This window comes from Streptomyces sp. NBC_01439 (genome assembly GCF_036227605.1).
Lineage (GTDB): Bacteria > Actinomycetota > Actinomycetes > Streptomycetales > Streptomycetaceae > Streptomyces.
On sequence record NZ_CP109487.1, the window covers coordinates 5,568,711 to 5,587,722 of the forward strand.

Consider the following 19,012-nt stretch of genomic DNA (forward strand, 5'->3'; position numbering starts at 1 on the left):
CGCCGGGCGCGGCGCGCCCGCGCGTCGGGAGAGGCCGAACGTGGACACGCCCGTGACTCAGGTCACACGGGGGAGTGAAATAACCGGGGACCCGATCCCCGTTTGTACGGGAGTCCCGCTAAGCGGGGAGCGGCTCCCCGTTTGGGCGGGGGAGTCGCGCAGTCCGCACCGCGAGTCCACGAGCCCGCGCCGAGGAGGCCCCGGAATGAAGAGCTCCACCCGTACCGTCGCGGCGGCCCGGCCGATCCCGGACCCGGTGCAGCCGCAGCCGCAGGTGTCCGCGGCCGGCGTCGCGCGTCCGCGCGCCGACGCCGTCCGCAACCGCGAGCGGATCCTGACGGCGGCCCGCGAGCTCTTCGTCGAATCCGGCTCCACGGCCCCCTTCGACGAGGTCGCCCGCCGGGCCGGCGTCGGCAATGCCACGCTCTACCGGCACTTCCCCGACCGCCCCGCCCTCGTCCATCACGTCGTCCTCTTCACGATGGGCCGGGTGACGGCCTCGGCCGAGGCCTCCCTCGCCGAGGAGCCCGACGCCTTCGCCGCCCTGTGTCGGTTCACGCATGCGGCCGCGGACGAGCGGATCGGCGCCCTGTGCCCGATGCTCGGCGACGGCTTCGACGGCGAACACCCCGAGCTCCTGGCGGCGCAGACCGCGCTGGCCGATGCCGTGGTCACGTTGCTGGCCGCGGGCCAGGACGCGGGGCTGGTCCGCACGGACATCGGCGTCGGTGACCTGATGGTCGCCCTGTCCCAGCTCAGCCGCCCCCTCCCGGGTGTCGCGTGCCTCGACACAGACCGCTTCGCCCACCGTCACCTCCAGCTCTTCCTCGACGGGCTGCGGGCTCCGGCCCGCTCCGAACTCCCGGGTTCGGCAACGACTTTGGACGACCTGCGGCAGAAAACCATGTGACACGCACAAAGTTAAAGAACTAGCATTTTTCAGTCATTCCGCACAGTGAAGTGGGTACCTCCATGTCAAAAACAGCCGCGAGCCTCGCGCCGGCTGCCGATCCCAGCCGCTGGAAGGCACTCGTCTTCATAGCCCTGGCCCAGCTGATGGTCGTCCTCGACGCGACCATCGTGAACATCGCCCTCCCCTCCGCCCAGACCGACCTCGGCATCTCGGACGGCAACCGCCAGTGGGTCATCACCGCGTACGCCCTGGCCTTTGGCGGACTGCTCCTCTTCGGCGGCCGCATCGCCGACAAGTGGGGCCGCAAGAACGCCTTCGTCGTCGGCCTCATCGGCTTCGCCCTGGCCTCCGCGCTGGGCGGCGCCGCCAACGGCGAGGCCATGATGCTCGGCGCCCGCGCCCTCCAGGGCGCCTTCGGCGCGCTGCTCGCACCGGCGGCCCTGTCGCTGCTCGCCGTCATGTTCACCGACGCCAAGGAGCGCGCCAAGGCCTTCGGCATCTACGGAGCCATTGCGGGCGGCGGCGGTGCCGTCGGCCTGATCCTCGGCGGCTTCCTGACCGAGTACCTCAACTGGCGCTGGACCTTCTTCGTCAACATCCCCTTCGCGATCGTCGCGGCCGCGGGTGCCTGGATGGTCATCCGTGAGCCCGCCGGCTCCCGCAACCGCGCACCGCTCGACATCCCGGGCGTGGTCCTGTCCACCACCGGTCTCGTCGCCCTCGTGTACGGCTTCACCCGCGCCGAGTCCGCCGGCTGGTCGGACGCCCTGACGGTCGTCATGTTCGTCGCCTCGGCGCTGCTGCTGTTCGCCTTCGTCCTCGTCGAGGCCAAGGTGAAGTCCCCGCTGCTGCCGCTGCGCGTCCTCCTGGAGCGCAACCGCGGCGGTGTCTACCTCTCGCTCGGCCTCGCCGTCATCTCGATGTTCGGCCTGTTCCTCTTCCTCACCTACTACCTGCAGGTCGTGAAGGGCTTCTCGCCCGTCAAGACCGGCTTCGCCTTCCTGCCGATGATCGCGGGCATGATCACGGGCTCCACCCAGATCGGCGCCCGCCTGATGACCCGCGTCCCGCCGCGCCTGCTGATGGGCCCCGGCTTCCTGGTCGCCGGCCTCGGCATGCTGCTGCTGACCCAGCTGGAGGTCGGGTCCTCGTACCCGGCGCTCATCCTGCCGGCGCAGTTGCTGCTCGGCCTCGGCATGGGCACGGCATTCATGCCGGCGATGTCCCTCGCCACGCACGGGGTGAACCCGGCCGACGCCGGTGTCGCCTCCGCCATGGTCAACACCTCGCAGCAGGTCGGCGGCGCCATCGGCACCGCCCTGCTGAACACCATCGCCGCCTCGGCGACCACCGCCTACCTGACCGACCACGCGGCCGAGGCCGCCGCGGGCGGCCCGGCCGGGCAGCTGATCCAGGCGCAGGCCATGGTCGAGGGCTACTCCTCGGCCATCTGGTGGGCGGTCGGCATCCTGGTCGCCAGCTCGGTCATCGCGCTGACGCTGATCAACACCGGCCGTCCGGGCGTCGGCGGCCCGGTGGCCTCCGGCTCCGGCGAGGACGCCGAGCTCAAGGTGCCGGTGATCGCCCACTGATCGGGGCCGAGGGCTTCCCGGAATGACTGACGACCCCATCTCGTTCAAATTTGAACGAGATGGGGTTAGTCTGTTTCCGTACGCGTTTCAACCACCGAGGAGCGCCCCCGTGACCCGCATACCGGCCCTGTACCTGAGCCACGGCGCACCCCCGCTGGCCGACGACCCGCTCTGGCCGGGCGAGCTCGCCGCCTGGTCCGCCGGGCTGCCGCGCCCCCGGGCGATCCTGATGGTCTCCGCGCACTGGGAGGAGGCCCCGCTCGCCCTCGGCGCCACCGAGCGGGTCCCGCTCGTGTACGACTTCTGGGGCTTCCCCGAGCACTACTACCGGGTCCGCTACGACGCGCCCGGCGCCCCGGAACTGGCCGCCTCGGTCCGTAAACTGCTGAGGGCCCCCGGCACTCCGGTCCAGGACATCCCCGACCGCGGACTGGACCACGGGGCGTACGTCCCCCTGGTGGAGATGTACCCGGAGGCCGACGTACCGGTCCTGCAGATCTCCCTGCCCACGCTGGACCCGGCACGGCTGATGGACATCGGCCGCAAGCTGGCCCCGCTGCGCGACGAGGGCGTACTCATCGTGGGCAGCGGCTTCTTCACGCACAACCTGGCGGCGCTGCGCCATACGGGCCCGGGCGTCCCGGCCTGGTCGGCGGAGTTCGACGCCTGGGGCCGCGAAGCCCTGGCCGCGTCCGACGTGGACGCCCTGCTGGACTTCGAGCACAAGTCCCCGGCGGGCCGCCTGGCCCACCCCCGTACGGAACACTTCGCCCCGCTGTTCGTCACCCTCGGCGCGGCCGAATCCGACCTCGCCTCCGCCCGCACCCCGGTGGACGGCTTCTGGATGGGCCTCTCGAAGCGCTCCCTCCAGTTCGGCTAGTCCTGCCGCCCGAGCCCGGTGATGTCCACCCCGATGGTGAACCCCAGCGACTCCCCGACGCTGGGGGCGCGTGCGCGCGTGCCGTAGGGACGTGCCGGCCGCTCACTCGGACGGGTGCTGGCCCAGCCGCTTCTCGTACCAGCGGACGTCCCAGTACCGGTCGAACTTCCAGCCCGCCTCCGTGAACTCGCCGATCCGGCGGAAGCCGAAGCGCTCGTGCAGGCGCACCGAGGCCTCGTTCGGCAGGGAGATCCCGGCGAACACGCGGTGCACGGGTTCCTTGGCCAGGGCGGCGAAGAGCGCCTCGTAGAGGAGGGTGCCGACGCCCCGGCCGACCGCGTGCGGGGCGAGGTAGACGCTCGCCTCCACCGAGGTGGCGTAGGCCGGTTTGGGGCGGAACGCGCTGCTCGTGGCGTATCCGGCCATTCGATCACCTGTCCAGGCAACCAGAAGCCGGTGGGGGCCGTCTTCAGAGTAGGAGTGCAGCCAAGGGCGGCGCTGTTCCGGAGTGAAAACGGCCGTGTCGAACGTGACGGCGGTCTCACGGACGTAGTGGTTGTAGAGGTCCGTGAGGGGCGCCAGATCGGCCTCCGTTCCGGGCCTGACCTGCACCTCTTCGAGATCTTGCGACACCCGTCCCCCTCCCGTAGCGGGGCAGGATACTGCAAGATCTCGAAAACTAGGGAGCAGCGTGGGAATTCTGTCCCGATTCCAGTCGTTGTTTCCTTCGGAAGCGGGCACTCGGAAGAGTGTCCGTGACGCACCGGACCGGTTGGCAGCCGTCCCGGCGGCGTCCTCCAGCCGCACCGCGACCGAACACTTCGCAAGGGAGCACGCATGGCAACCCGCGCCGTCGCCCGTCGTCAGTCCACGAGCAGCGCCCGCGCTGTGGGCGGGGAGATCGCAGACCGTGACCTGGTCGGCATGTACCTGGACGAGATCGCGCGCACCCCGCTGCTCGACGCCGCCAAGGAAGTGGAGCTCTCCCAGATCATCGAGGCGGGCGTCTACGCCCAGCAGATCCTCGACAGCACGATAGAACGTGACGGGGACGCCCCGGCGCGCGAGGAGCTGGAGGCGCTCGCCGCCGAGGGCGAGCGGGCCAAGGAAGTCTTCATCCGCTCGAACCTGCGCCTCGTCGTGGCCGTGGCCCGCCGCTATCCGCGCAGCGGCCTGCCCCTCCTCGACCTGATCCAGGAGGGCAACGCGGGCCTGGTCCGTGCCGTCGAGAAGTTCGACTACGCCAAGGGCTTCAAGTTCTCCACGTACGCCACGTGGTGGATCCGGCAGGCGATCACCCGGTCCATCGCGGACCAGTCCCGCACCATCCGCCTCCCCGTCCACCTCGTCGAGGAGCTCGGCCGGATCCGCCGCATCCAGCGGGAATTCAACCGCGAGAACGGCCGCGACCCGGAGCACGCCGAGATCGCCGCCGAGCTGGACTCCACGGAGAAGCGCGTGGGTGACGTACTGGACTGGGCGCGCGACCCGGTCAGCCTCAACATGGCGGTCGACGACGACGGCGACACCCAGTTCGGTGACCTCCTGGAGGACACCTCGGCGATCTCGCCCGAGCAGTCCGTGCTCTCCCTGCTGCGCAGCGAGGAGCTGGAGGACCTGCTGGGCAAGCTCGACCAGCGCACGGCGTCGATCATCAAGATGCGGTACGGCATCGACGACGGCCGCGAGCGGACGCTGACGGAGGTCGGCAAGCAGCACGGCCTGACCCGTGAGCGGATCCGCCAGATCGAGAAGCACGCGCTGCTGGAGCTGAAGCGGATGGCGCGCGACACCGGCTTCGACGCCGTGGCCTAGAGCGGCCCGCCGCCAAGCCCCCCAGACGAGCCCCGGTGCCTATCCCCCCCAGGCGCCGGGGCTCTCTCCTGTCCCGCACGACCCGGCCCCGCCGGCGTTTCGCAACCCACCCCCCCCGGTTACGGCGCGCCCGCCGCCGACGTGAGCCGCGCGGCCAGCGCACCGGCCGCATCCCGAAGCGCCGCAGGCCCCCGCACGGTGAACGGCAGCCCCGTCAGGGCGAGCCGCGCCACCGTCCACTCCAGTGCGTCCGCGCTCTCGAAGCTCACCGAGGTCTGCGTCCCCCCACCCGGCAGGGCCGCTGCCCGGAGCCAGGCCGGCAGTTCGGCCGGGCCGGCCGCGAAGTCGACCTCCACCCGGTACGGCTGCTTCTCACCGCCTCGCAGGCCCCGCCGGACGAACTCCTCGGCCTCCATCGGCAGGTCCCGCCGCGCGAACCGGGCCCCCGTCGCGAAGGCCTCGTCGACCCGGTCCACCCGGAAGGTCCGCCAGTCCTCCCGCTCCAGGTCGTAGGCGACCAGGTACCACCGGCTCCCGGTGCTGACCAGCCGGTACGGCTCCACCAGCCGCCGCGTCTCGGCCCCGTTCCCCGCCCGGTAGGCGAACCGCAGCCGCTCGGGGCCCGCCACCGCCGACGCCATCGTGGTCAGCGTCCGCGGGTCCACGCTGGCCCCGTCGCCCCGGGACAGTGCGATCGTGGCCGACTGGAGCGCGCTCACCCGGTGCCGCAGCCGTGAGGGCAGGACCTGCTCCAGCTTCGCGAGGGCCCGTACGGAGGCCTCCTCGACCCCCTCGATCGCATGCCCGGCCCCGGCCCGCAGCCCCACCGCGATCGCCACGGCCTCCTCGTCGTCAAGCAGCAGCGGGGGCATCGCAGCCCCTGCCACCAGCCGGTATCCGCCCTCGGCGCCCAGGGTGGCCTCCACCGGGTAGCCGAGGTCCCGCAGCCTTTCGATGTCCCGCCGGATGGTCCGCGCGCTCACCCGCAGCCGCTGGGCCAGCTCGCTCCCGGGCCATTCCCGCGGGGTCTGGAGGAGGGACAGCAAGGAGAGCAGCCGTGCGGGTGTGTCGGTCATGAATCCAGGCTGCCAGCGAAATAGGACACAAGCTGACCTAGACGCCGTCTAAGTTTCTCCTCATGAGCACCGAGACGTCCAAGACAGCGCCCGATAGAGAGAACGGGCCCGTACCAGAAGAGCGGAACGACGTAGCCCACGACGCACCCAGCTCGCCCGCCGACCGCCGCCGCTGGCTGGCGCTCGCCATCGTGATGACCGCGGCCTTCATGGACCTGGTCGACGTCACGATCGTCAACATAGCCATCCGCACCATGCGCGAGGACTTCGGCGCCTCCACCAGCGCGATCCAGTGGATCACCGCGGGCTACGCCCTCGCCTTCGCGGCGGGCCTGATCACCGGTGGCCGCCTCGGTGACATCTACGGCCGCAAGCGCGTCTTCCTCATCGGCATCGCCGGGTTCACGGCGGCCTCGCTGCTCTGCGGCATCGCCGCCAACCCGGACGTGCTCGTCATGGCCCGACTGCTGCAGGGCGGTATGGCCGCCCTGATGGTGCCGCAGGTCCTGGCGATCATCCACGTCACCTTCCCGCCGCAGGAGCGCGGCAAGGTCTTCGGCATGTTCGGCGCGATCGTGGGCCTGGCGGCCGTCTCGGGTCCGCTGCTCGGCGCACTGCTCATCGAATGGGACCTCTTCGGTCTCGGATGGCGCCCGATCTTCCTGATCAACCTGCCCGTCGGCATCATGGGCGTGATCCTGGGACGCAAGTTCATCGCCGAGTCCAAGGCACCCAAGGCGCTGCGCCTGGACCTGGTCGGCGTCGTCCTCGCCACCCTCGCCATGGTCCTGCTGATCTTCCCGCTGACCCACGGCCACGAGAACGACTGGCCGCTGTGGGGCTTCGTCTGCATGGGCGCGGCGCCCTTCGTCTTCGCCGCCTTCATCACGTACGAGAAGTACAAGATCAAGAAGGATGGCTCCCCGCTCGTCGAGCTCTCCCTCTTCAAGGTCAAGAGCTTCGCCGGCGGCATCGCCGTCCAGCTGACCTTCGGCATCGCCACCGGCATCTTCTTCCTGGTCTGGACGATGTACATGCAGATGGGCCTCGGCTGGAGCGTGCTGCGCGCGGGTCTCACCGGCATCCCGTTCTCCATCGCGGTCTCGGTCGCCGCCGGCCTCTCGGTCGAGAAGCTCGTCCCCCGCTTCGGCCGCAAGGTGCTCCAGGCCGGCGCGCTGGTCATGGCCGCCGGTCTGCTCCTCTACATCTGGGAGTCGCAGCACTACGGCATGGAGATCGCCCCCTGGCAGATGGCCGCCCCGCTGATCGTCATGGGCGTCGGCATGGGCCTGATCGTGGCCCCGCTGAACGACACGGTGCTCTCCGAAGTGCCGCGCGAGCACGCCGGATCCGCCTCGGGTCTGATCAACACCACCGGCCAGATGGGCAACGCGCTGGGTCTCGCCCTGACCTCCGTCGTCTTCTTCGGGCTGATCGACGACGACATGGTCTTCGGTCCGCCGTACGTGGAGGCCTTCCGCGGCGCGCTCTGGTGGGTCGTGGCCGTACTCTTCGTGATCTTCGCGGTGATGTTCGTCCTGCCGCGCAGGGCGCTCCCGATGGAGGAGCGCGAGGGCGCCGCCGAGCACGCCGGTCGCACTCCGGAGAAGGTCCCGGCCGGCTGAGCCGGGCCGCACGTACCGCCGAACGGACATGTCCGCCCTCCCGGGCGGGCATGTCCGTTCTCCTTTTCCCTCCGCCCCGCCCGCGGTCCCGCAGCGGGTGACGGGGTCAGGACTTGGGCAGGGCCACGGTGTTGACGTAGGCGGTGCCGTTGGCCGAGAAGCCCTTCACGGCCTTCTCGACCTCCGCGGTCGGCACGGCCTTGTCGGCCTGGTAGTAGAGCCAGTCGACCCGCATGTCCCAGGTGCGCGCCCCCAGGAAGGGGAGGTCGACCAGCCAGGCGCTGAAGTGGATGTTCATGCGCTCGCGAGGGAAGTACTTGCTGTCGCTGGTGAACAGCTCCCGGCCGTCCACGGAGTAGGTGACCGATCCGTTCACGGCCGTGATCAGCAGGACGTGCCAGCCTTCGAGCTTGTCCTTCTGGGCCTTGGTGACCCGGTCGTTCTTCGTGCTGTTGCGCCAGCTCGTGGTGTCGAGCCTGGGACCCGGCGCACCCCATCCGCCGTTCGGCATGTACTCGTAGTCGAGCTCGCTGTACTGATCCGACTTGTGGTCGGGCGAGATCGCGAAGAAGGACTCGTTGATGTGATCGCCGTTGCGTCCGCTCGTGGGCTTGTCGCTGAAGTACACCCGGGCGGCGAGGGTGCCCGTGAAGAAGTACGGCTTGCTGGTCTGCAGTTCGGACTGCTGGGTGCCCTTCGCGGTCCCGTCGCTGGTGACCTGCAGCTGCAGTGACTGGCCCGCCTTGGCGGTCCCCTCGGCCGGGAAGCTGATGCCCGCGGTGGACCAGGTGTCCTTGATCCCCGGACCGCCCTGGCCGGTGCGGACCTGCCAGCCGTTGGAGGCGAGCGCGGGGTCGTCGGGGCCGGTGTAGGAGAAGTCGTCGAACATGACCCCCGCCGGCGGCGCGGCCGCGGCCGGTGCCCTCACGGAGAGCGGGCCCTGCCCCGCCGCCGCGTCGCTGCCCTTCGGCTCGTCACCCCAGACGTGCTTGCCGCCGAGGTACGCCGCCACCCGCTGGGACGGGGCGTAGTGGGTGGACTCGGCGTCGAACGAGAGGTCGTTCGCCTGGTTCAGCTCCTTGTGGTCGAGGCGGAAGAGCTGGAGCCCGATCCCCTGACTGGTCTTGCCCGGCTCCAGGCTGCCGGCCGCCGCCGTGAAGCCGATCTGGAGGTAGTGGCTGGACGTCGGACCGGAACCGGTCAGCATGCCTATCTTGGCGGTGACGTTCGAGCAGCCGAGAGCCGTCTGGACGCAATTGGAACCGTAAGCGGAAGCATCATCCGCAGAGAAGTAGTACCTAAGGGCCACGTCGCTCAAGGCCACGGTTCTCTTCGAATTGTTGATGACTTCCAACCACGGCTTGGCCGCAGCGCCCGTGGCCGGGGCGTCGGTCCGGTACCGGACCGTGAGGTCGGCGGACCCGTGAGAGTCAGTACCGGAACGCCATTTGGGATAGAGCACGAAGGCGCCACCGCCGACGGCCAGTGCGCCCACCAAGAGGAGCACTTTCAGTGCGTTCCAGCCTCGACGGCGAGGATTTCGGCTGGAACGGCTCACGGAAGCTCCTTGACGGGGTGGCATATTGAGCGCCATCGTAACCACGGTGTGTCATGGCTTGGAAGCCGCGGATAGGGCAGGAATGGGGCCCGATTTCCTTCGGCGTCGGGGCCGTGATTCAACCGTCAATTGTTCGGGGGGATCGGCAATGGGGCCGATCTGGAAGTGTTCTTCATCACTGCGCGGCGGGGATTCCGCACTCTTGGTGCCCACGTTGTCGGGTTTTGCCAGAGAGTAAAGACCCCGTGGTGCGCCGCCGACGCCCGCCGCACGTTGCGACCGGGCCGACTGACGCTGAGCGGTCGCATAGATGTGCAGTGCTTTCTGCGTGTGCTTTCACTCGGTCTCCACAGTGTGGAGGCCGAGTGATGTTGACTTGGGTGGGGGAGATAAATCTTGTCGGGCACTGTTGCGCGCGGTGAGCGTGCCGATGCGTCGCGCCGTGGGGGGCGCGGCGCCGCGATACGTCGTGGGCGCGGTGATGCGGCGCGTGCGTCGCGCAGTCGGCACCGGCGGGGCCGCGTCTCCCCCGAGGGGGTCGACAGCGCCGCTCTCTACGAGACCGTCGTCCTCGTTCCGGCCCGGAACGAGGAGGTCGGGGTGTTCACGTCCCTGCGGTCCCTGGCCGGCCAGAGCCGAACCCCCGACCTGATCATCGTGGTGGTCAACAACTCGACCGACCGGACCCTGGACTTCGCCCAGCAGTTCGCGGACGACGAGGACACGCCGCCGACGGTGGTGCTGAACCTGGACAACAACCCCCACAAGAAGGCGGGCGCCCTCAACCACGGTCTCCGCTGGCTCAGGGAGGCCGTCGGCGGCCGGCTCACCAACCAGGTGAAACACGTCCTGGTCATGGATGCCGACACCGAGCTGCACCCGAGGTTCATCGAACGGGCCCGCAACGTCATCGCGTCCGACCCGGAGCTCGGCGGCGTCAGCGCCGCCTGCCTCGGCCGCACCGACCTGTGGCGCAACCCGTGGCAGCGGTACCTCCTCGGCATGCAGATCATCGAGTACGGCCGCGCCGCCAACACTCGGTTCCGCAGGGACGTCCACACCATGTCGGGCGCCGGCTCCTTCTACCGGGCGGAGGCCCTACAGGGGCTCCTCGACTGGCGGGGCGAGGTCTTCTGGGAGGACCACTCCAATCTGGTCGAGGACTACGAGACCACCCTGGCCCTCAAGGAATCGGGCTGGAAGGTCACGGCCAACCAGCTCTGCATCGCGTACACCGACCTGATGCCCACGCTGCGCGAGCTGATCCAGCAACGCGAAAGGTGGAGCCGAGGCACGGTCGACGCGTTGCGCGCCCGTGGTTGGACGAAGTTCACCTGGCATTCCATCAGCACCCTGATCCTGGGGCTGCTCGGCGCTGCTTACATTCTCGGTTGGGGGACGACGCAGCTGGTGGCGGCGGCGAAGCACGGCTTCTCGACGCAGCCGATCCTCCTGCTGCTCTTCGCTTTCTGGATCGTCTATCCCGCACTCCGCGTACGGAACATGGGCTGGAAGGCAATGCTCGTCGAGGCGCTGCTGATCCCCGAGCTGGTGTTCACATTGGTACGGACCTATTGGCTCGTGTCCTCCATCATCAAGTCGTACGTGACCCGCGTGTCCGCGTGGAAATGATTCAAGGAGAGCAATGAATTCCCTCAAGGGCTTGGGGGTCTGCGCGGTGCTTGGGGCCATCGCCTTCGCGCTGACCAAAGTGGAGGACATGGATCAACTTATTCTCGGCGCCAGCATCGGGATCGTCACCCTGACGCTGATCGGCTACATGGCATCCGTTCGGCGCAGTCGCAGGGACCGCCGCGTTGCCAATGGGTCGTCCGCGCGGAGTTGAATCATTCCCTCCGGTTTTCGGAACGGTCCGTCGAATTCCCTGGCGGGCCGTTCTGCGCATCCGGACCCTCGCTCCGTCCGGCCCGCCTCACCGCACCCGGGCGCGCAGTTCCATCGCTCCGCGCGCGGCCGCCTCGCTCTCGTACACCTCGCACATGTGCTGCCCGTCGGGCGTTGCCGTGTGCTCGACCTCCCACAGGCTGACCTCGGTCCCGTCCAGCAGGACGAAGGCGTGTTCGTACAGGCTGAAGCCCGCCCCCCGCCCGTCCGCGAGGCACTGCCGCGTGCCGAACACCTGCGTGATCTGGTGCGCGTACGCCGCCCGCAGCAGCGTCGCCACCTGCTCGCCCGGCCGGTCGGCGTTCTCCGCACGGCGCAGCACCCGTCGGGCGTGGTCGGCGGATTCCTCCACCGCGTACTCCCGGTGTCGCCGCACCGGGGCCGGGGTCGCGTACAGCGCGCTCAGCAGGGCCATGCCGCCCTCCGGCTCGTCCTCGCCCGGCACCAGCACCGGATCCGGGGATGCCCCGGCCGGCGCCTCACCGAACAGCCGGGTCACGGCCAGGCAGATCTCAGCCTTGCTCGCGAAGACCTCGTGCCGGACGGTCCGGTCGCCCTCCAGCCGGTAGGTCAGCTCCCACAGCGAGACCGAACCGCCGTCGGTCAGCAGATAAGTGTGCCGGTGGGTCTCCCGCCAGATGCCCGCCTCCGGGCTGTGGTGGGTGGTGTAGAGCGAAGAGCTGTGGGCGAGCGCCGTGCCGAGGCGCTCGACCAGCCGGTCCGGCAGGTCGAAGGAGTTGAGGGCGCGGCCGAGGAGTCGTTCGAGGTGCGCCTCGGTTGTCTCGTACGGATCGCTCAAGGTGGGTCTCCAGGCCGTCGCAGCTTGTCACTTTGCGGAAGCTCAACGTAACCCCTGGTTCTGACATCACGTCCGGGGTTCGGTAAAACGTCCGGGAAGCATCGGAGGTTCCCGCCACACCTTCAGGTCAACTTGCGTATGGATGGGCATGGTTGGGCCCGGTCTGAGGTGAAGCGCGGGACTATGGGCCACATGGCAACGAATACAGTGGGCCTTCCGCGTCAGCAGGTGCGGCCCCGCAGTGGACACGAGGGCGAACGGAACGCCGCGCCGAGGGGGTTGGCCTGGCTGCTGGCCGTCACCGGGGCGGCCGGGCTGCTGGCCTCGTGGGTGATCACCCTCGACAAGTTCCTCCTGCTGGAGGACCCAGACTTCAAGCCCGCGTGCAGTCTCAACCCGGTCGTCTCCTGCGGCAGCGTGATGGCGAGCGAGCAGGCGGCGGCCTTCGGCTTTCCCAATCCGATGTTGGGGCTCGTCGCGTACGCCGTCGTCGTCTGCGTCGGCGCGGGTTTGTTGGCCGGCGCCCGCTACCACGGCTGGTTCTGGCTCGGACTGAACGCCGGCACGTTGTTCGGCGTCGGCTTCTGCAGCTGGCTGATGGTCCAGTCGCTCTACGAGATCAACGCGCTCTGCCTGTGGTGCTGTCTGGCCTGGGTCGCGACCCTGCTGATGTTCTGGGCGGTCACCGCGCACAACGTCCGTACGCGCACCCTGCTCGCCCCCGGCCCGCTGCGGGTCTTCTTCACCGAATTCGGCTGGGCCCCGCCGGCCCTGCACATCGGAGTGATCGGCATGTTGGTCCTCACCCGCTGGTGGGACTTCTGGACCGGCTGACCGCCTGGGGCGGAACGCGAAGAGGGCCCCGGCGGCTGGACGCCGCCGGGGCCTCTTCGTTCACTCCACAGGCTCAGCGGCCCGCGATCACCCGAAGGGCGGAGGATCCGGAGATCAGCTGCCGCTCGAGAGGTTGCCCGAGAGGACCGGGATGTTGTCGAGGATGTGCGAGAGCGGCTCGTCGCCCTTGGCCTGGGTGGAGTTCTCGGTGCACTGCTGGTTCTGCGGGTTGGACAGGACGTTGATGTCCTGGACACCGATGTTGAGCGCGGCGATCAGCGACTGGGCGTTGACCTTCGCCGGCAGGCCGATGCAGGGCTTGTTGAGGGTGCCCTGGACCAGGCTGAGCTGCGGGCTCATGTCGCCGTGGGTCTTCTGGTTGCCGTAGATCTGCTGGGCACCGTTGCCGTTGACGGTGTTGACCCCGTTGTCGTTGCCGATGGCCATGGCCGGGGCCGCGGCGGCAGCGCCCGCGCCGATCGCAACGGCGGAGACCGCGGCGGCGGTCATGAACTTCTTGAACATCTTGTTCCTTCTGTCGCACGAGTGCCCGCTGATGGAGCGCCCTGGTCAACTGCCCGACCAGGGGGTTGGTTCCGCTGCTTCACTCAAACGGCCCGTGCGTGTCGAGGATTTCCCCGGCCCGGGTGAGTGGGCTCCGGACGCCTGCGCGAAGTCCGTACGCAGCCAGCAACGTCCGGGGCTCCGGTTGCGCTCCGTGCGGCGCGTTCGCACGGTGGGTGAGGAAGCGGACCGTTCGGGTCCACTTCTCGTGTCCCCATCGCTCGTGTCCCCACCGCGTAAGGAACATCCATGCACCGCACGAAGCCGTCCCGCGCCCGCCTCCTCGTTCCGTCGGCCCTCGCCGTCGTCATACTGTCCGGCGCGGCCGCCCCTGCGGGTGCCGCGGAGGGCGACGGCTCCGCGGCCCTCACCGAACGCGTGGCCTCCGTCCAGCAGCAGGTCAAGAAGATCGAGCGGCGCGCGGCGGCCGCCGGTCCCATCGACGACCTCCTGGCGGGCCTCACCAAGACCCTCGAAGGCCTTCTCGCGACGGTCGGGGGTCTGCTGCCCGACGGGGTGACGCTGCCGCCGATCGAGTTGCCGAAGCTGCCGGAGATCAAGCTTCCCGAGCTTCCCGACGTGTCCGGCCTCATCCCCAAGCTGCCGCCGGTGGAAGTGCCGCCGGTCGACGGGCTGGTGCCGGAGCTGCCCGCGGTCCCCGAGGCCCCGCCGCTCCCCGAGCTTCCCGTGACCCCGACGGTCCCCGAGGTCCCGGCCCTTCCTGCCGTCCCGTAGGAGCGGTTGCGGACCGACCCCGTCGGATGGTTACGACGGTTGAGCCGAATAGGTCTCATCGTGCGCGTGGCCGTGTCGTCTGGGAAGCTGGACCGTTTCGCTCGGTGTGAGCCCCGGTTCGGGGCAGAACATCGAACAGAAGGTGCACTTCCCATGAACTCTGCCAAGAAGGCCGCCCTGGTCCTGGCCACCGCTGGTCTCGCTGCGGCCGGTGCCGCCGGCTCCGCCGCCGCCGACTCGTCGGCCGAGGGTGCGGCCGTGGGTTCCCCCGGCGTTCTCTCCGGCAACCTGGCCCAGGTGCCGGTGCACGTTCCGGTCAACGTCTGCGGCAACAGCGTGAACATCGTCGGCCTGCTGAACCCGGCGTTCGGCAACGTCTGCGTCAACAACTGACGTCGGCCGAACGACCGACTGTGGGCGCCCCGGCCTCGCCGGTGGCGCCCACAGTCGTGTCGGCGGGTGTTCAGCCGGGTCGGTTCACTGGCCGCCGTTGAGCTTCACGCCGCCGAGCATGGGGGACGCCTGGGTGGCGTTGTTCGCGAGGCCGAGCACGGTGCCGGGCACGTCGTTGCGGACCTTGTTCACCTTCTGTGCGGTACCCACGACCTTGTTGAGGGTGTCCCCTTGCTCGGCCAGCCCGTTGCCCACGGTCTGCGGCAGCGACTCGGAGACGGGCCCGATGGAGTTCAGCGTCTCGGTCACCCCGCCGGTCAGGCTCATGGGGGGCATCGCGGCCGTGGTCTCGGCGGCGAAGGCGGTGGTGGAGGCACCGAGCGCGGCGACGGAGCCGGCGACGACAGCGGCGACCTTCGTGAACTTCATTATCGAAATCCTCTTCTTTCGTGGACAGACGCTTCAGCGGCGACCGTCGCGCCACTTTCGCATTGGGTAACGATTACCCGCCGCTGCGGAAACGCGAACGCCCGCGCGGATAGGGGCGGGGCATGACAGCGACCGGGGAATCCGACGAGGGATTCTCCGGCCGCTACTTATTCTGATTACCCGGTATTACCGGTACGGCCGGTCAGGAGACGCGCGACCGCCGGTACAGAATGGCGCCGCCCAGGATCAGGGCGCTGGCGAGAGCCGCAGCGGCCGCGGGCTGGCCCGCGCCCGTATCGGCGAGCACCGGCCCGGTCACGTGCGCCGGAGCGGGGGCCGGCGGCTCGACGGGTGCGGGCCCCGGGGCGGGGGTCGGGGCCGGCGGGGCCGTCACCGGAGGGAGGACGACGGGGACGTCACCGCCGGGAGCGGCCGGCGGCTGGTCCGCGGGCGGTACGACCTCGGGCGCGGGCGCCGGAGCCGGGTACTCCACGGGCAGCCTGCCGTGCGGCGGCCCGGACACGGGGGCCGGCAGCGTGTGCGGAGCCTCCCCGACCGGTGCGGGGGCGGGCGCCGGGGCGGGAAGCGTGTGCGGGGCCTCCTCGGCCGGGGGCTGCGGCGCGGGGGGTGCCGGCGGAGCCTCGGGCAGCGGCGCGGGCGCCTCCTGGACCGGCTCCGGGGTGGGCAGCGGGACCGGGTGTTCCTCCACCGGTTCCGGCTTGGGGTGCGGCCGCTCGGGCGCGGGCGGAGCGTGGTGCGCCGGTGGGGGCGGCGACGACTCGGGGTGGTCGTCGCACTCCTTCTCGCCGCGCTGCTCACCGGGGCCGTGGCCGCCGTCGTGGCGCGGCTCCTCCTGGCGCGGCTTCGCGTGCCGCGGCCCGTCCGGCCGGGGCTGCTCGGGCCGGGTCCGCTCCTGTCGGGGCTGCTCGGGACCGCCCGCGTGGCGCGGCGACCCGTGGCGCTGCTCCGGCACCGCGTGCCGGCCCTCGCGCTCGTCGAGGTAGCGCTCGAAGGCCCGGGCGTGCTCGGGGCTGAGGTAGCGCCCGTAGTCGTGGCCGTCACCGGTGTGCGCACCGGTGTCGGTGACGCACGTGTTTCCCATCGCAGGGTTGAGCGCAGCACCGCCGTCCACGCTGTTGCCGCACACGTTCGGTGCGAAGGTGATCGGTACCGAGACGCTGTTGCCGGCCAGCACGCCCGGCGAATGCGAGGCCTCGGCGCTCGCTCCGTGGTGCGCGTAGGCCGCGCCGGTCGCGATCGACAACAGGCTCGACGCGGCTGCCGCCGTGAGCATCCCCTTGCCCAGTACCTGTCGGCTCAGTACCTGTCGCATGGGTCCTTCCCTGTCTACCGGCGCCACGGCCGGTGTGGAATCGGAGGCGGCCCCGGAGTGCACCGCCGCGCACTCCGGGGCCGCACCGAGGAGGCTTGCCCTCGCGGGCACGAGCGCTTCGTCAGGCGTTGACGCAGGTGTTGCCGAACGCCGGGTTCAGCAGCGCGATGACGTTCACGGTGTTGCCGCAGACGTTGACCGGGACGTGCACCGGGACCTGGAGCAGGTTGCCGGACAGGACGCCGGGGGAACCCACGGCCGCACCCTCGGCGGCCGCGTCGGCCATGGCGGGGGAGGCGGCACCGGCGAGCATGAGAGCGCCGGCGGCCAGCACCACTGCCTTCTTGTACGTCATTTTGATTTCTTTCCTTCCCGCAGGGGCGTGTCCACTGCAGAATTAACAACGAGCGGTTCGAGAAAAAGAAACCGCACATTTTCGGCGGTCGGTCGGTAATTCACTCCGATGCTCGACCCCATGTGCGGGTCGAATTATCGGCGCCGGTCGATTCGTATCGACAATTCCGTGGCCCGGGGCGTCCCCGGCCCCATATGCGGCGAGGCCGCCGCGACCCGGTGGGTGCGACGGCCTCGCTGGCACGGGCCTCGGTCAGCTGCCGTTCGAGACGTTGCCGGAGAGGATCGGGATGTTGTCCAGGATGTGCGAGAGGGCCTCGTCGCCCTTGGCCTGGGTGGAGTTCTCGGTGCACTGCTGGTTCTGCGGGCTGGACAGGACGGGGATGTCCTGGACGCCGACGTTGACCAGGGCCAGCACGGACTGCACGTTGGCCTTCGCAGGGAGGGCGATGCAGGGCTTGTTGAAGGATCCCTGGATCAGAGCCATCTGCGGGCTCATGTTGCCGTAGGTGGCCTGGTTGCCGTAGATCTGCGCGGCGCCGTTGCCCTGGACCGTGTTGACGCCGTTGTCGTTCCCGATCGCCATCGCCTGCGGCGCCATGGCGGCGCCGATGCCCACGACCGAGGCGGCAACCGCGGCCGAGGCCATCATCTTCTTGATCATTGTCGTCCCTTTTTTGCAGGATTGCCCGGTAGTGGAGCACCCGGATCAACGCCGCGGCCCCGGTTCGGGTTGCGTGGCTTCACCCGGATGCAGGCGTTTCGGGCAGCGCGGTTGACGGCTCGGCGCTGACGCGGCCGGTGTCGAGCGGGGGTTCGGCAGGGTGACCGCGCTCACCGCGGGGCCGCAGGAGCTCACCGGGACGTCGGCGGGCGCCCGGAGCGGGGCGTCGCTCGAGGCGCCGGGGGACCCGCCGGTCTCCATCTCTGCATTTCCTTTCGGTTCGAACAATGGTGCACCCCATAACGACCCGCCCGTTGCGAGGGTGCGTGCTATCGCCCAAAAGGCCGTACGAGCGAGTCCGGCGTGATTTCCAGCCCGATTTCTGCCAAAGTTCACTCCTGTTTTGTCCCCCTGATCGAAAATGGAGACAGGGTCATGGGTTCCTCCCGCAGAATCCTCGGCGCGCTCGGTCTGCTGTCCTGCCTGACCCTTTCCGTGAACGCCCAGATGGCGGGGGCGGCGGCTCCTGCTCCCAAGGAGCTGCCCCGGGTTCCCTTCACCCAGCGTTACCAGGCCGTGCAGCACGGCGGGCTGGTGCGCGCCTCCAACTCCGGCATCAGCTGTCGCGCGGAGCGGTCCCCGCAGGTCGAGCCGTGCGCTGAGGTCAAGAAGGGTGCGGCGGGGGTCAACAGCGACTTCGAGATGTTCTACAGCGAGGTCGACAAGGACCCGGACACCTACAACTCCACCCGGGCCGAGCTCAAGGTCCCGCACGGCGCGAAGGTCTCGTACGCGCGCCTCTACTGGGGCGGGAACCTGCGGGTGGGCGAGCAGAAGCCGCCGCAGGACAACGGTCGGGTGCTGGTCGCCGAGCCCGGCGGCGCGTACAAGGAGGTGCTCGCCGACACGGTGATGGGCCACCGCACGGACGCCGGCAGCGATGCCTACCAGGCCTCCGCCGATGTGACCCCGCTCGTCCGCAAGGGCGGTGCCGGCCTGTGGACGGTGGCCCAGCTCAACATCGCGATGGGCCATTCCAAGGTGGGGGCCTGGGGCGGCTGGACGCTGGTCGTCGCCTACGAGCACCCGCAGGAGCCCGTGCGCCGGATCTCGCTGTGGGACGGCTTCGAGTCGATCGCCGCGCGCGCCGGTGGCGCGGTCGTCGAGATCGAGGGGCTGGACGCGCCGACCGGCTCGGCGGGCCGGGTCGGGGTGGTCGGGTACGACGGGGACCGGGGCGCCCTCGGGGATTCACTCAACGTGACGGCTGACGGCGGCCGCGGGGTGAACCTCGGCGATGGAAAAAATCCTTTTAATGATGTTATGAATTCCACGATCACGGAATTCGGCGCTCAATCGTTCGTGCGACAGCCCGAACATATGAATAATCTCGGATATGACGCGGACGTGTTCGACCTGAGTCCCGCCCTGTCCGGTGGTGCCCGCAATCTGAGCTTCAGGTTCACGGGCGAAAGTCAGGGTCATTTCCTCGGTGTGCTCTTCGTTCAGACAGACGCGCGCCGCTGAACGTAGGAGACCGCTC

At 69.7% G+C, this 19,012-nt stretch carries 21 protein-coding genes; 11 read left to right on the forward strand and 10 right to left on the reverse strand.

The window, feature by feature from the left end; all coding sequences use genetic code 11:
• The first annotated feature begins 205 nt into the window (after nt 1–205).
• From OG207_RS25165 to OG207_RS25175, 3 genes are all read left to right on the forward strand, one after another.
• Nucleotides 206–910 carry a TetR/AcrR family transcriptional regulator gene (locus tag OG207_RS25165; RefSeq protein ID WP_329101071.1) on the forward strand — a complete coding sequence of 235 codons (705 nt, stop codon included), beginning with the start codon at nt 206–208 and terminating at the stop codon, nt 908–910.
• A gap of 62 nt (nt 911–972) precedes the next feature.
• Nucleotides 973–2,505 (forward strand): MFS transporter, encoded by a 1,533-nt coding sequence (locus tag OG207_RS25170; protein ID WP_329101073.1) that lies wholly within the window; start codon nt 973–975, stop codon nt 2,503–2,505.
• Nucleotides 2,506–2,623: 118 nt separating this feature from the next.
• Entirely contained in the window at nt 2,624–3,385 is a 762-nt protein-coding gene (locus OG207_RS25175) for a dioxygenase family protein (protein WP_329107852.1), read from the forward strand.
• 102 nt (nt 3,386–3,487) lie between these two features.
• Here OG207_RS25175 and OG207_RS25180 read toward each other — a convergent pair whose 3' ends face one another.
• Nucleotides 3,488–4,018, reverse strand: coding sequence for a GNAT family N-acetyltransferase (locus tag OG207_RS25180; RefSeq protein ID WP_329101075.1), 531 nt, complete (start codon nt 4,016–4,018; stop codon nt 3,488–3,490).
• Between the two features lie 204 nt (nt 4,019–4,222).
• On the opposite strand from OG207_RS25180, the gene OG207_RS25185 reads away from it, so the two are divergent.
• Complete coding sequence (locus OG207_RS25185) at nt 4,223–5,200, forward strand: sigma-70 family RNA polymerase sigma factor (protein ID WP_329101077.1); 978 nt, start codon at nt 4,223–4,225, stop codon at nt 5,198–5,200.
• A gap of 119 nt (nt 5,201–5,319) precedes the next feature.
• On the opposite strand, the gene OG207_RS25190 is transcribed toward OG207_RS25185, so the two are convergent.
• Nucleotides 5,320–6,276: a helix-turn-helix transcriptional regulator gene (locus OG207_RS25190; protein WP_329101079.1), complete on the reverse strand. Its 957-nt coding sequence runs from the start codon at nt 6,274–6,276 to the stop codon at nt 5,320–5,322.
• A 62-nt stretch (nt 6,277–6,338) separates the two neighbouring features.
• Between OG207_RS25190 and OG207_RS25195 the strand changes: the two genes are divergently transcribed.
• On the forward strand, nt 6,339–7,901 hold the full coding sequence (locus OG207_RS25195; RefSeq protein WP_329101081.1) for an MFS transporter: 1,563 nt from the start codon (nt 6,339–6,341) through the stop codon (nt 7,899–7,901).
• Nucleotides 7,902–8,007: 106 nt separating this feature from the next.
• Here OG207_RS25195 and OG207_RS25200 read toward each other — a convergent pair whose 3' ends face one another.
• Nucleotides 8,008–9,459, reverse strand: a complete 1,452-nt coding sequence (locus OG207_RS25200; RefSeq protein WP_329101083.1) for a cellulose binding domain-containing protein — start codon at nt 9,457–9,459, stop codon at nt 8,008–8,010.
• Between the two features lie 396 nt (nt 9,460–9,855).
• On the opposite strand from OG207_RS25200, the gene OG207_RS25205 reads away from it, so the two are divergent.
• Nucleotides 9,856–11,091 (forward strand): glycosyltransferase family 2 protein, encoded by a 1,236-nt coding sequence (locus OG207_RS25205; RefSeq protein WP_329101085.1) that lies wholly within the window; start codon nt 9,856–9,858, stop codon nt 11,089–11,091.
• A gap of 13 nt (nt 11,092–11,104) precedes the next feature.
• Nucleotides 11,105–11,305 (forward strand): hypothetical protein, encoded by a 201-nt coding sequence (locus OG207_RS25210; RefSeq protein ID WP_329101087.1) that lies wholly within the window; start codon nt 11,105–11,107, stop codon nt 11,303–11,305.
• An 87-nt stretch (nt 11,306–11,392) separates the two neighbouring features.
• Here OG207_RS25210 and OG207_RS25215 read toward each other — a convergent pair whose 3' ends face one another.
• Nucleotides 11,393–12,163 carry a DUF6227 family protein gene (locus OG207_RS25215; RefSeq protein WP_329101089.1) on the reverse strand — a complete coding sequence of 257 codons (771 nt, stop codon included), beginning with the start codon at nt 12,161–12,163 and terminating at the stop codon, nt 11,393–11,395.
• 192 nt (nt 12,164–12,355) lie between these two features.
• On the opposite strand from OG207_RS25215, the gene OG207_RS25220 reads away from it, so the two are divergent.
• Nucleotides 12,356–12,997: a vitamin K epoxide reductase family protein gene (locus OG207_RS25220; RefSeq protein WP_329101091.1), complete on the forward strand. Its 642-nt coding sequence runs from the start codon at nt 12,356–12,358 to the stop codon at nt 12,995–12,997.
• Between the two features lie 114 nt (nt 12,998–13,111).
• Here OG207_RS25220 and OG207_RS25225 read toward each other — a convergent pair whose 3' ends face one another.
• On the reverse strand, nt 13,112–13,522 hold the full coding sequence (locus OG207_RS25225; protein WP_202201177.1) for a rodlin: 411 nt from the start codon (nt 13,520–13,522) through the stop codon (nt 13,112–13,114).
• A 288-nt stretch (nt 13,523–13,810) separates the two neighbouring features.
• Between OG207_RS25225 and OG207_RS25230 the strand changes: the two genes are divergently transcribed.
• The gene (locus OG207_RS25230; RefSeq protein ID WP_329101093.1) at nt 13,811–14,296 is read left to right on the forward strand and encodes a hypothetical protein; all 486 of its coding nucleotides are present in this window, start codon (nt 13,811–13,813) and stop codon (nt 14,294–14,296) included.
• 153 nt (nt 14,297–14,449) lie between these two features.
• Entirely contained in the window at nt 14,450–14,689 is a 240-nt protein-coding gene (locus OG207_RS25235; protein ID WP_266595530.1) for a chaplin, read from the forward strand.
• Nucleotides 14,690–14,773: 84 nt separating this feature from the next.
• Here the strand turns inward: OG207_RS25235 and OG207_RS25240 are convergent, their stop codons facing one another.
• The 5 genes from OG207_RS25240 to OG207_RS44110 form a co-directional block, all read right to left on the reverse strand.
• Entirely contained in the window at nt 14,774–15,118 is a 345-nt protein-coding gene (locus tag OG207_RS25240; RefSeq protein WP_329101096.1) for a hypothetical protein, read from the reverse strand.
• A gap of 202 nt (nt 15,119–15,320) precedes the next feature.
• Complete coding sequence (locus OG207_RS25245; RefSeq protein ID WP_329101098.1) at nt 15,321–16,451, reverse strand: chaplin; 1,131 nt, start codon at nt 16,449–16,451, stop codon at nt 15,321–15,323.
• A gap of 121 nt (nt 16,452–16,572) precedes the next feature.
• Nucleotides 16,573–16,806 carry a chaplin gene (locus OG207_RS25250; RefSeq protein WP_329101100.1) on the reverse strand — a complete coding sequence of 78 codons (234 nt, stop codon included), beginning with the start codon at nt 16,804–16,806 and terminating at the stop codon, nt 16,573–16,575.
• 252 nt (nt 16,807–17,058) lie between these two features.
• Complete coding sequence (locus tag OG207_RS25255; RefSeq protein ID WP_030386268.1) at nt 17,059–17,469, reverse strand: rodlin; 411 nt, start codon at nt 17,467–17,469, stop codon at nt 17,059–17,061.
• Between the two features lie 45 nt (nt 17,470–17,514).
• Nucleotides 17,515–17,730, reverse strand: a complete 216-nt coding sequence (locus OG207_RS44110) for a chaplin family protein (RefSeq protein ID WP_402695868.1) — start codon at nt 17,728–17,730, stop codon at nt 17,515–17,517.
• 174 nt (nt 17,731–17,904) lie between these two features.
• Between OG207_RS44110 and OG207_RS25260 the strand changes: the two genes are divergently transcribed.
• Nucleotides 17,905–18,996, forward strand: a complete 1,092-nt coding sequence (locus OG207_RS25260; RefSeq protein ID WP_443072731.1) for a DUF3344 domain-containing protein — start codon at nt 17,905–17,907, stop codon at nt 18,994–18,996.
• Nucleotides 18,997–19,012 lie beyond the last annotated feature (16 nt).

Excerpts from the sequence above, each read along its gene's own strand:
- OG207_RS25165 (WP_329101071.1), top strand. The coding sequence starts at position 206 with ATGAAGAGCTCCACCCGTACCGTCGCGGCGGCCCGGCCGATCCCGGAC.
- OG207_RS25170 (WP_329101073.1), top strand. The coding sequence starts at position 973 with ATGTCAAAAACAGCCGCGAGCCTCGCGCCGGCTGCCGATCCCAGCCGC.
- OG207_RS25185 (WP_329101077.1), top strand. The coding sequence starts at position 4,223 with ATGGCAACCCGCGCCGTCGCCCGTCGTCAGTCCACGAGCAGCGCCCGC.
- OG207_RS25190 (WP_329101079.1), bottom strand. The coding sequence starts at position 6,276 with ATGACCGACACACCCGCACGGCTGCTCTCCTTGCTGTCCCTCCTCCAG.
- OG207_RS25195 (WP_329101081.1), top strand. The coding sequence starts at position 6,339 with ATGAGCACCGAGACGTCCAAGACAGCGCCCGATAGAGAGAACGGGCCC.
- OG207_RS25210 (WP_329101087.1), top strand. The coding sequence starts at position 11,105 with ATGAATTCCCTCAAGGGCTTGGGGGTCTGCGCGGTGCTTGGGGCCATC.
- OG207_RS25220 (WP_329101091.1), top strand. The coding sequence starts at position 12,356 with ATGGCAACGAATACAGTGGGCCTTCCGCGTCAGCAGGTGCGGCCCCGC.
- OG207_RS25225 (WP_202201177.1), bottom strand. The coding sequence starts at position 13,522 with ATGTTCAAGAAGTTCATGACCGCCGCCGCGGTCTCCGCCGTTGCGATC.
- OG207_RS25230 (WP_329101093.1), top strand. The coding sequence starts at position 13,811 with ATGCACCGCACGAAGCCGTCCCGCGCCCGCCTCCTCGTTCCGTCGGCC.
- OG207_RS25235 (WP_266595530.1), top strand. The coding sequence starts at position 14,450 with ATGAACTCTGCCAAGAAGGCCGCCCTGGTCCTGGCCACCGCTGGTCTC.
- OG207_RS25240 (WP_329101096.1), bottom strand. The coding sequence starts at position 15,118 with ATGAAGTTCACGAAGGTCGCCGCTGTCGTCGCCGGCTCCGTCGCCGCG.
- OG207_RS25245 (WP_329101098.1), bottom strand. The coding sequence starts at position 16,451 with ATGCGACAGGTACTGAGCCGACAGGTACTGGGCAAGGGGATGCTCACG.
- OG207_RS25250 (WP_329101100.1), bottom strand. The coding sequence starts at position 16,806 with ATGACGTACAAGAAGGCAGTGGTGCTGGCCGCCGGCGCTCTCATGCTC.
- OG207_RS25255 (WP_030386268.1), bottom strand. The coding sequence starts at position 17,469 with ATGATCAAGAAGATGATGGCCTCGGCCGCGGTTGCCGCCTCGGTCGTG.
- OG207_RS44110 (WP_402695868.1), bottom strand. The coding sequence starts at position 17,730 with ATGGAGACCGGCGGGTCCCCCGGCGCCTCGAGCGACGCCCCGCTCCGG.
- OG207_RS25260 (WP_443072731.1), top strand. The coding sequence starts at position 17,905 with ATGGGTTCCTCCCGCAGAATCCTCGGCGCGCTCGGTCTGCTGTCCTGC.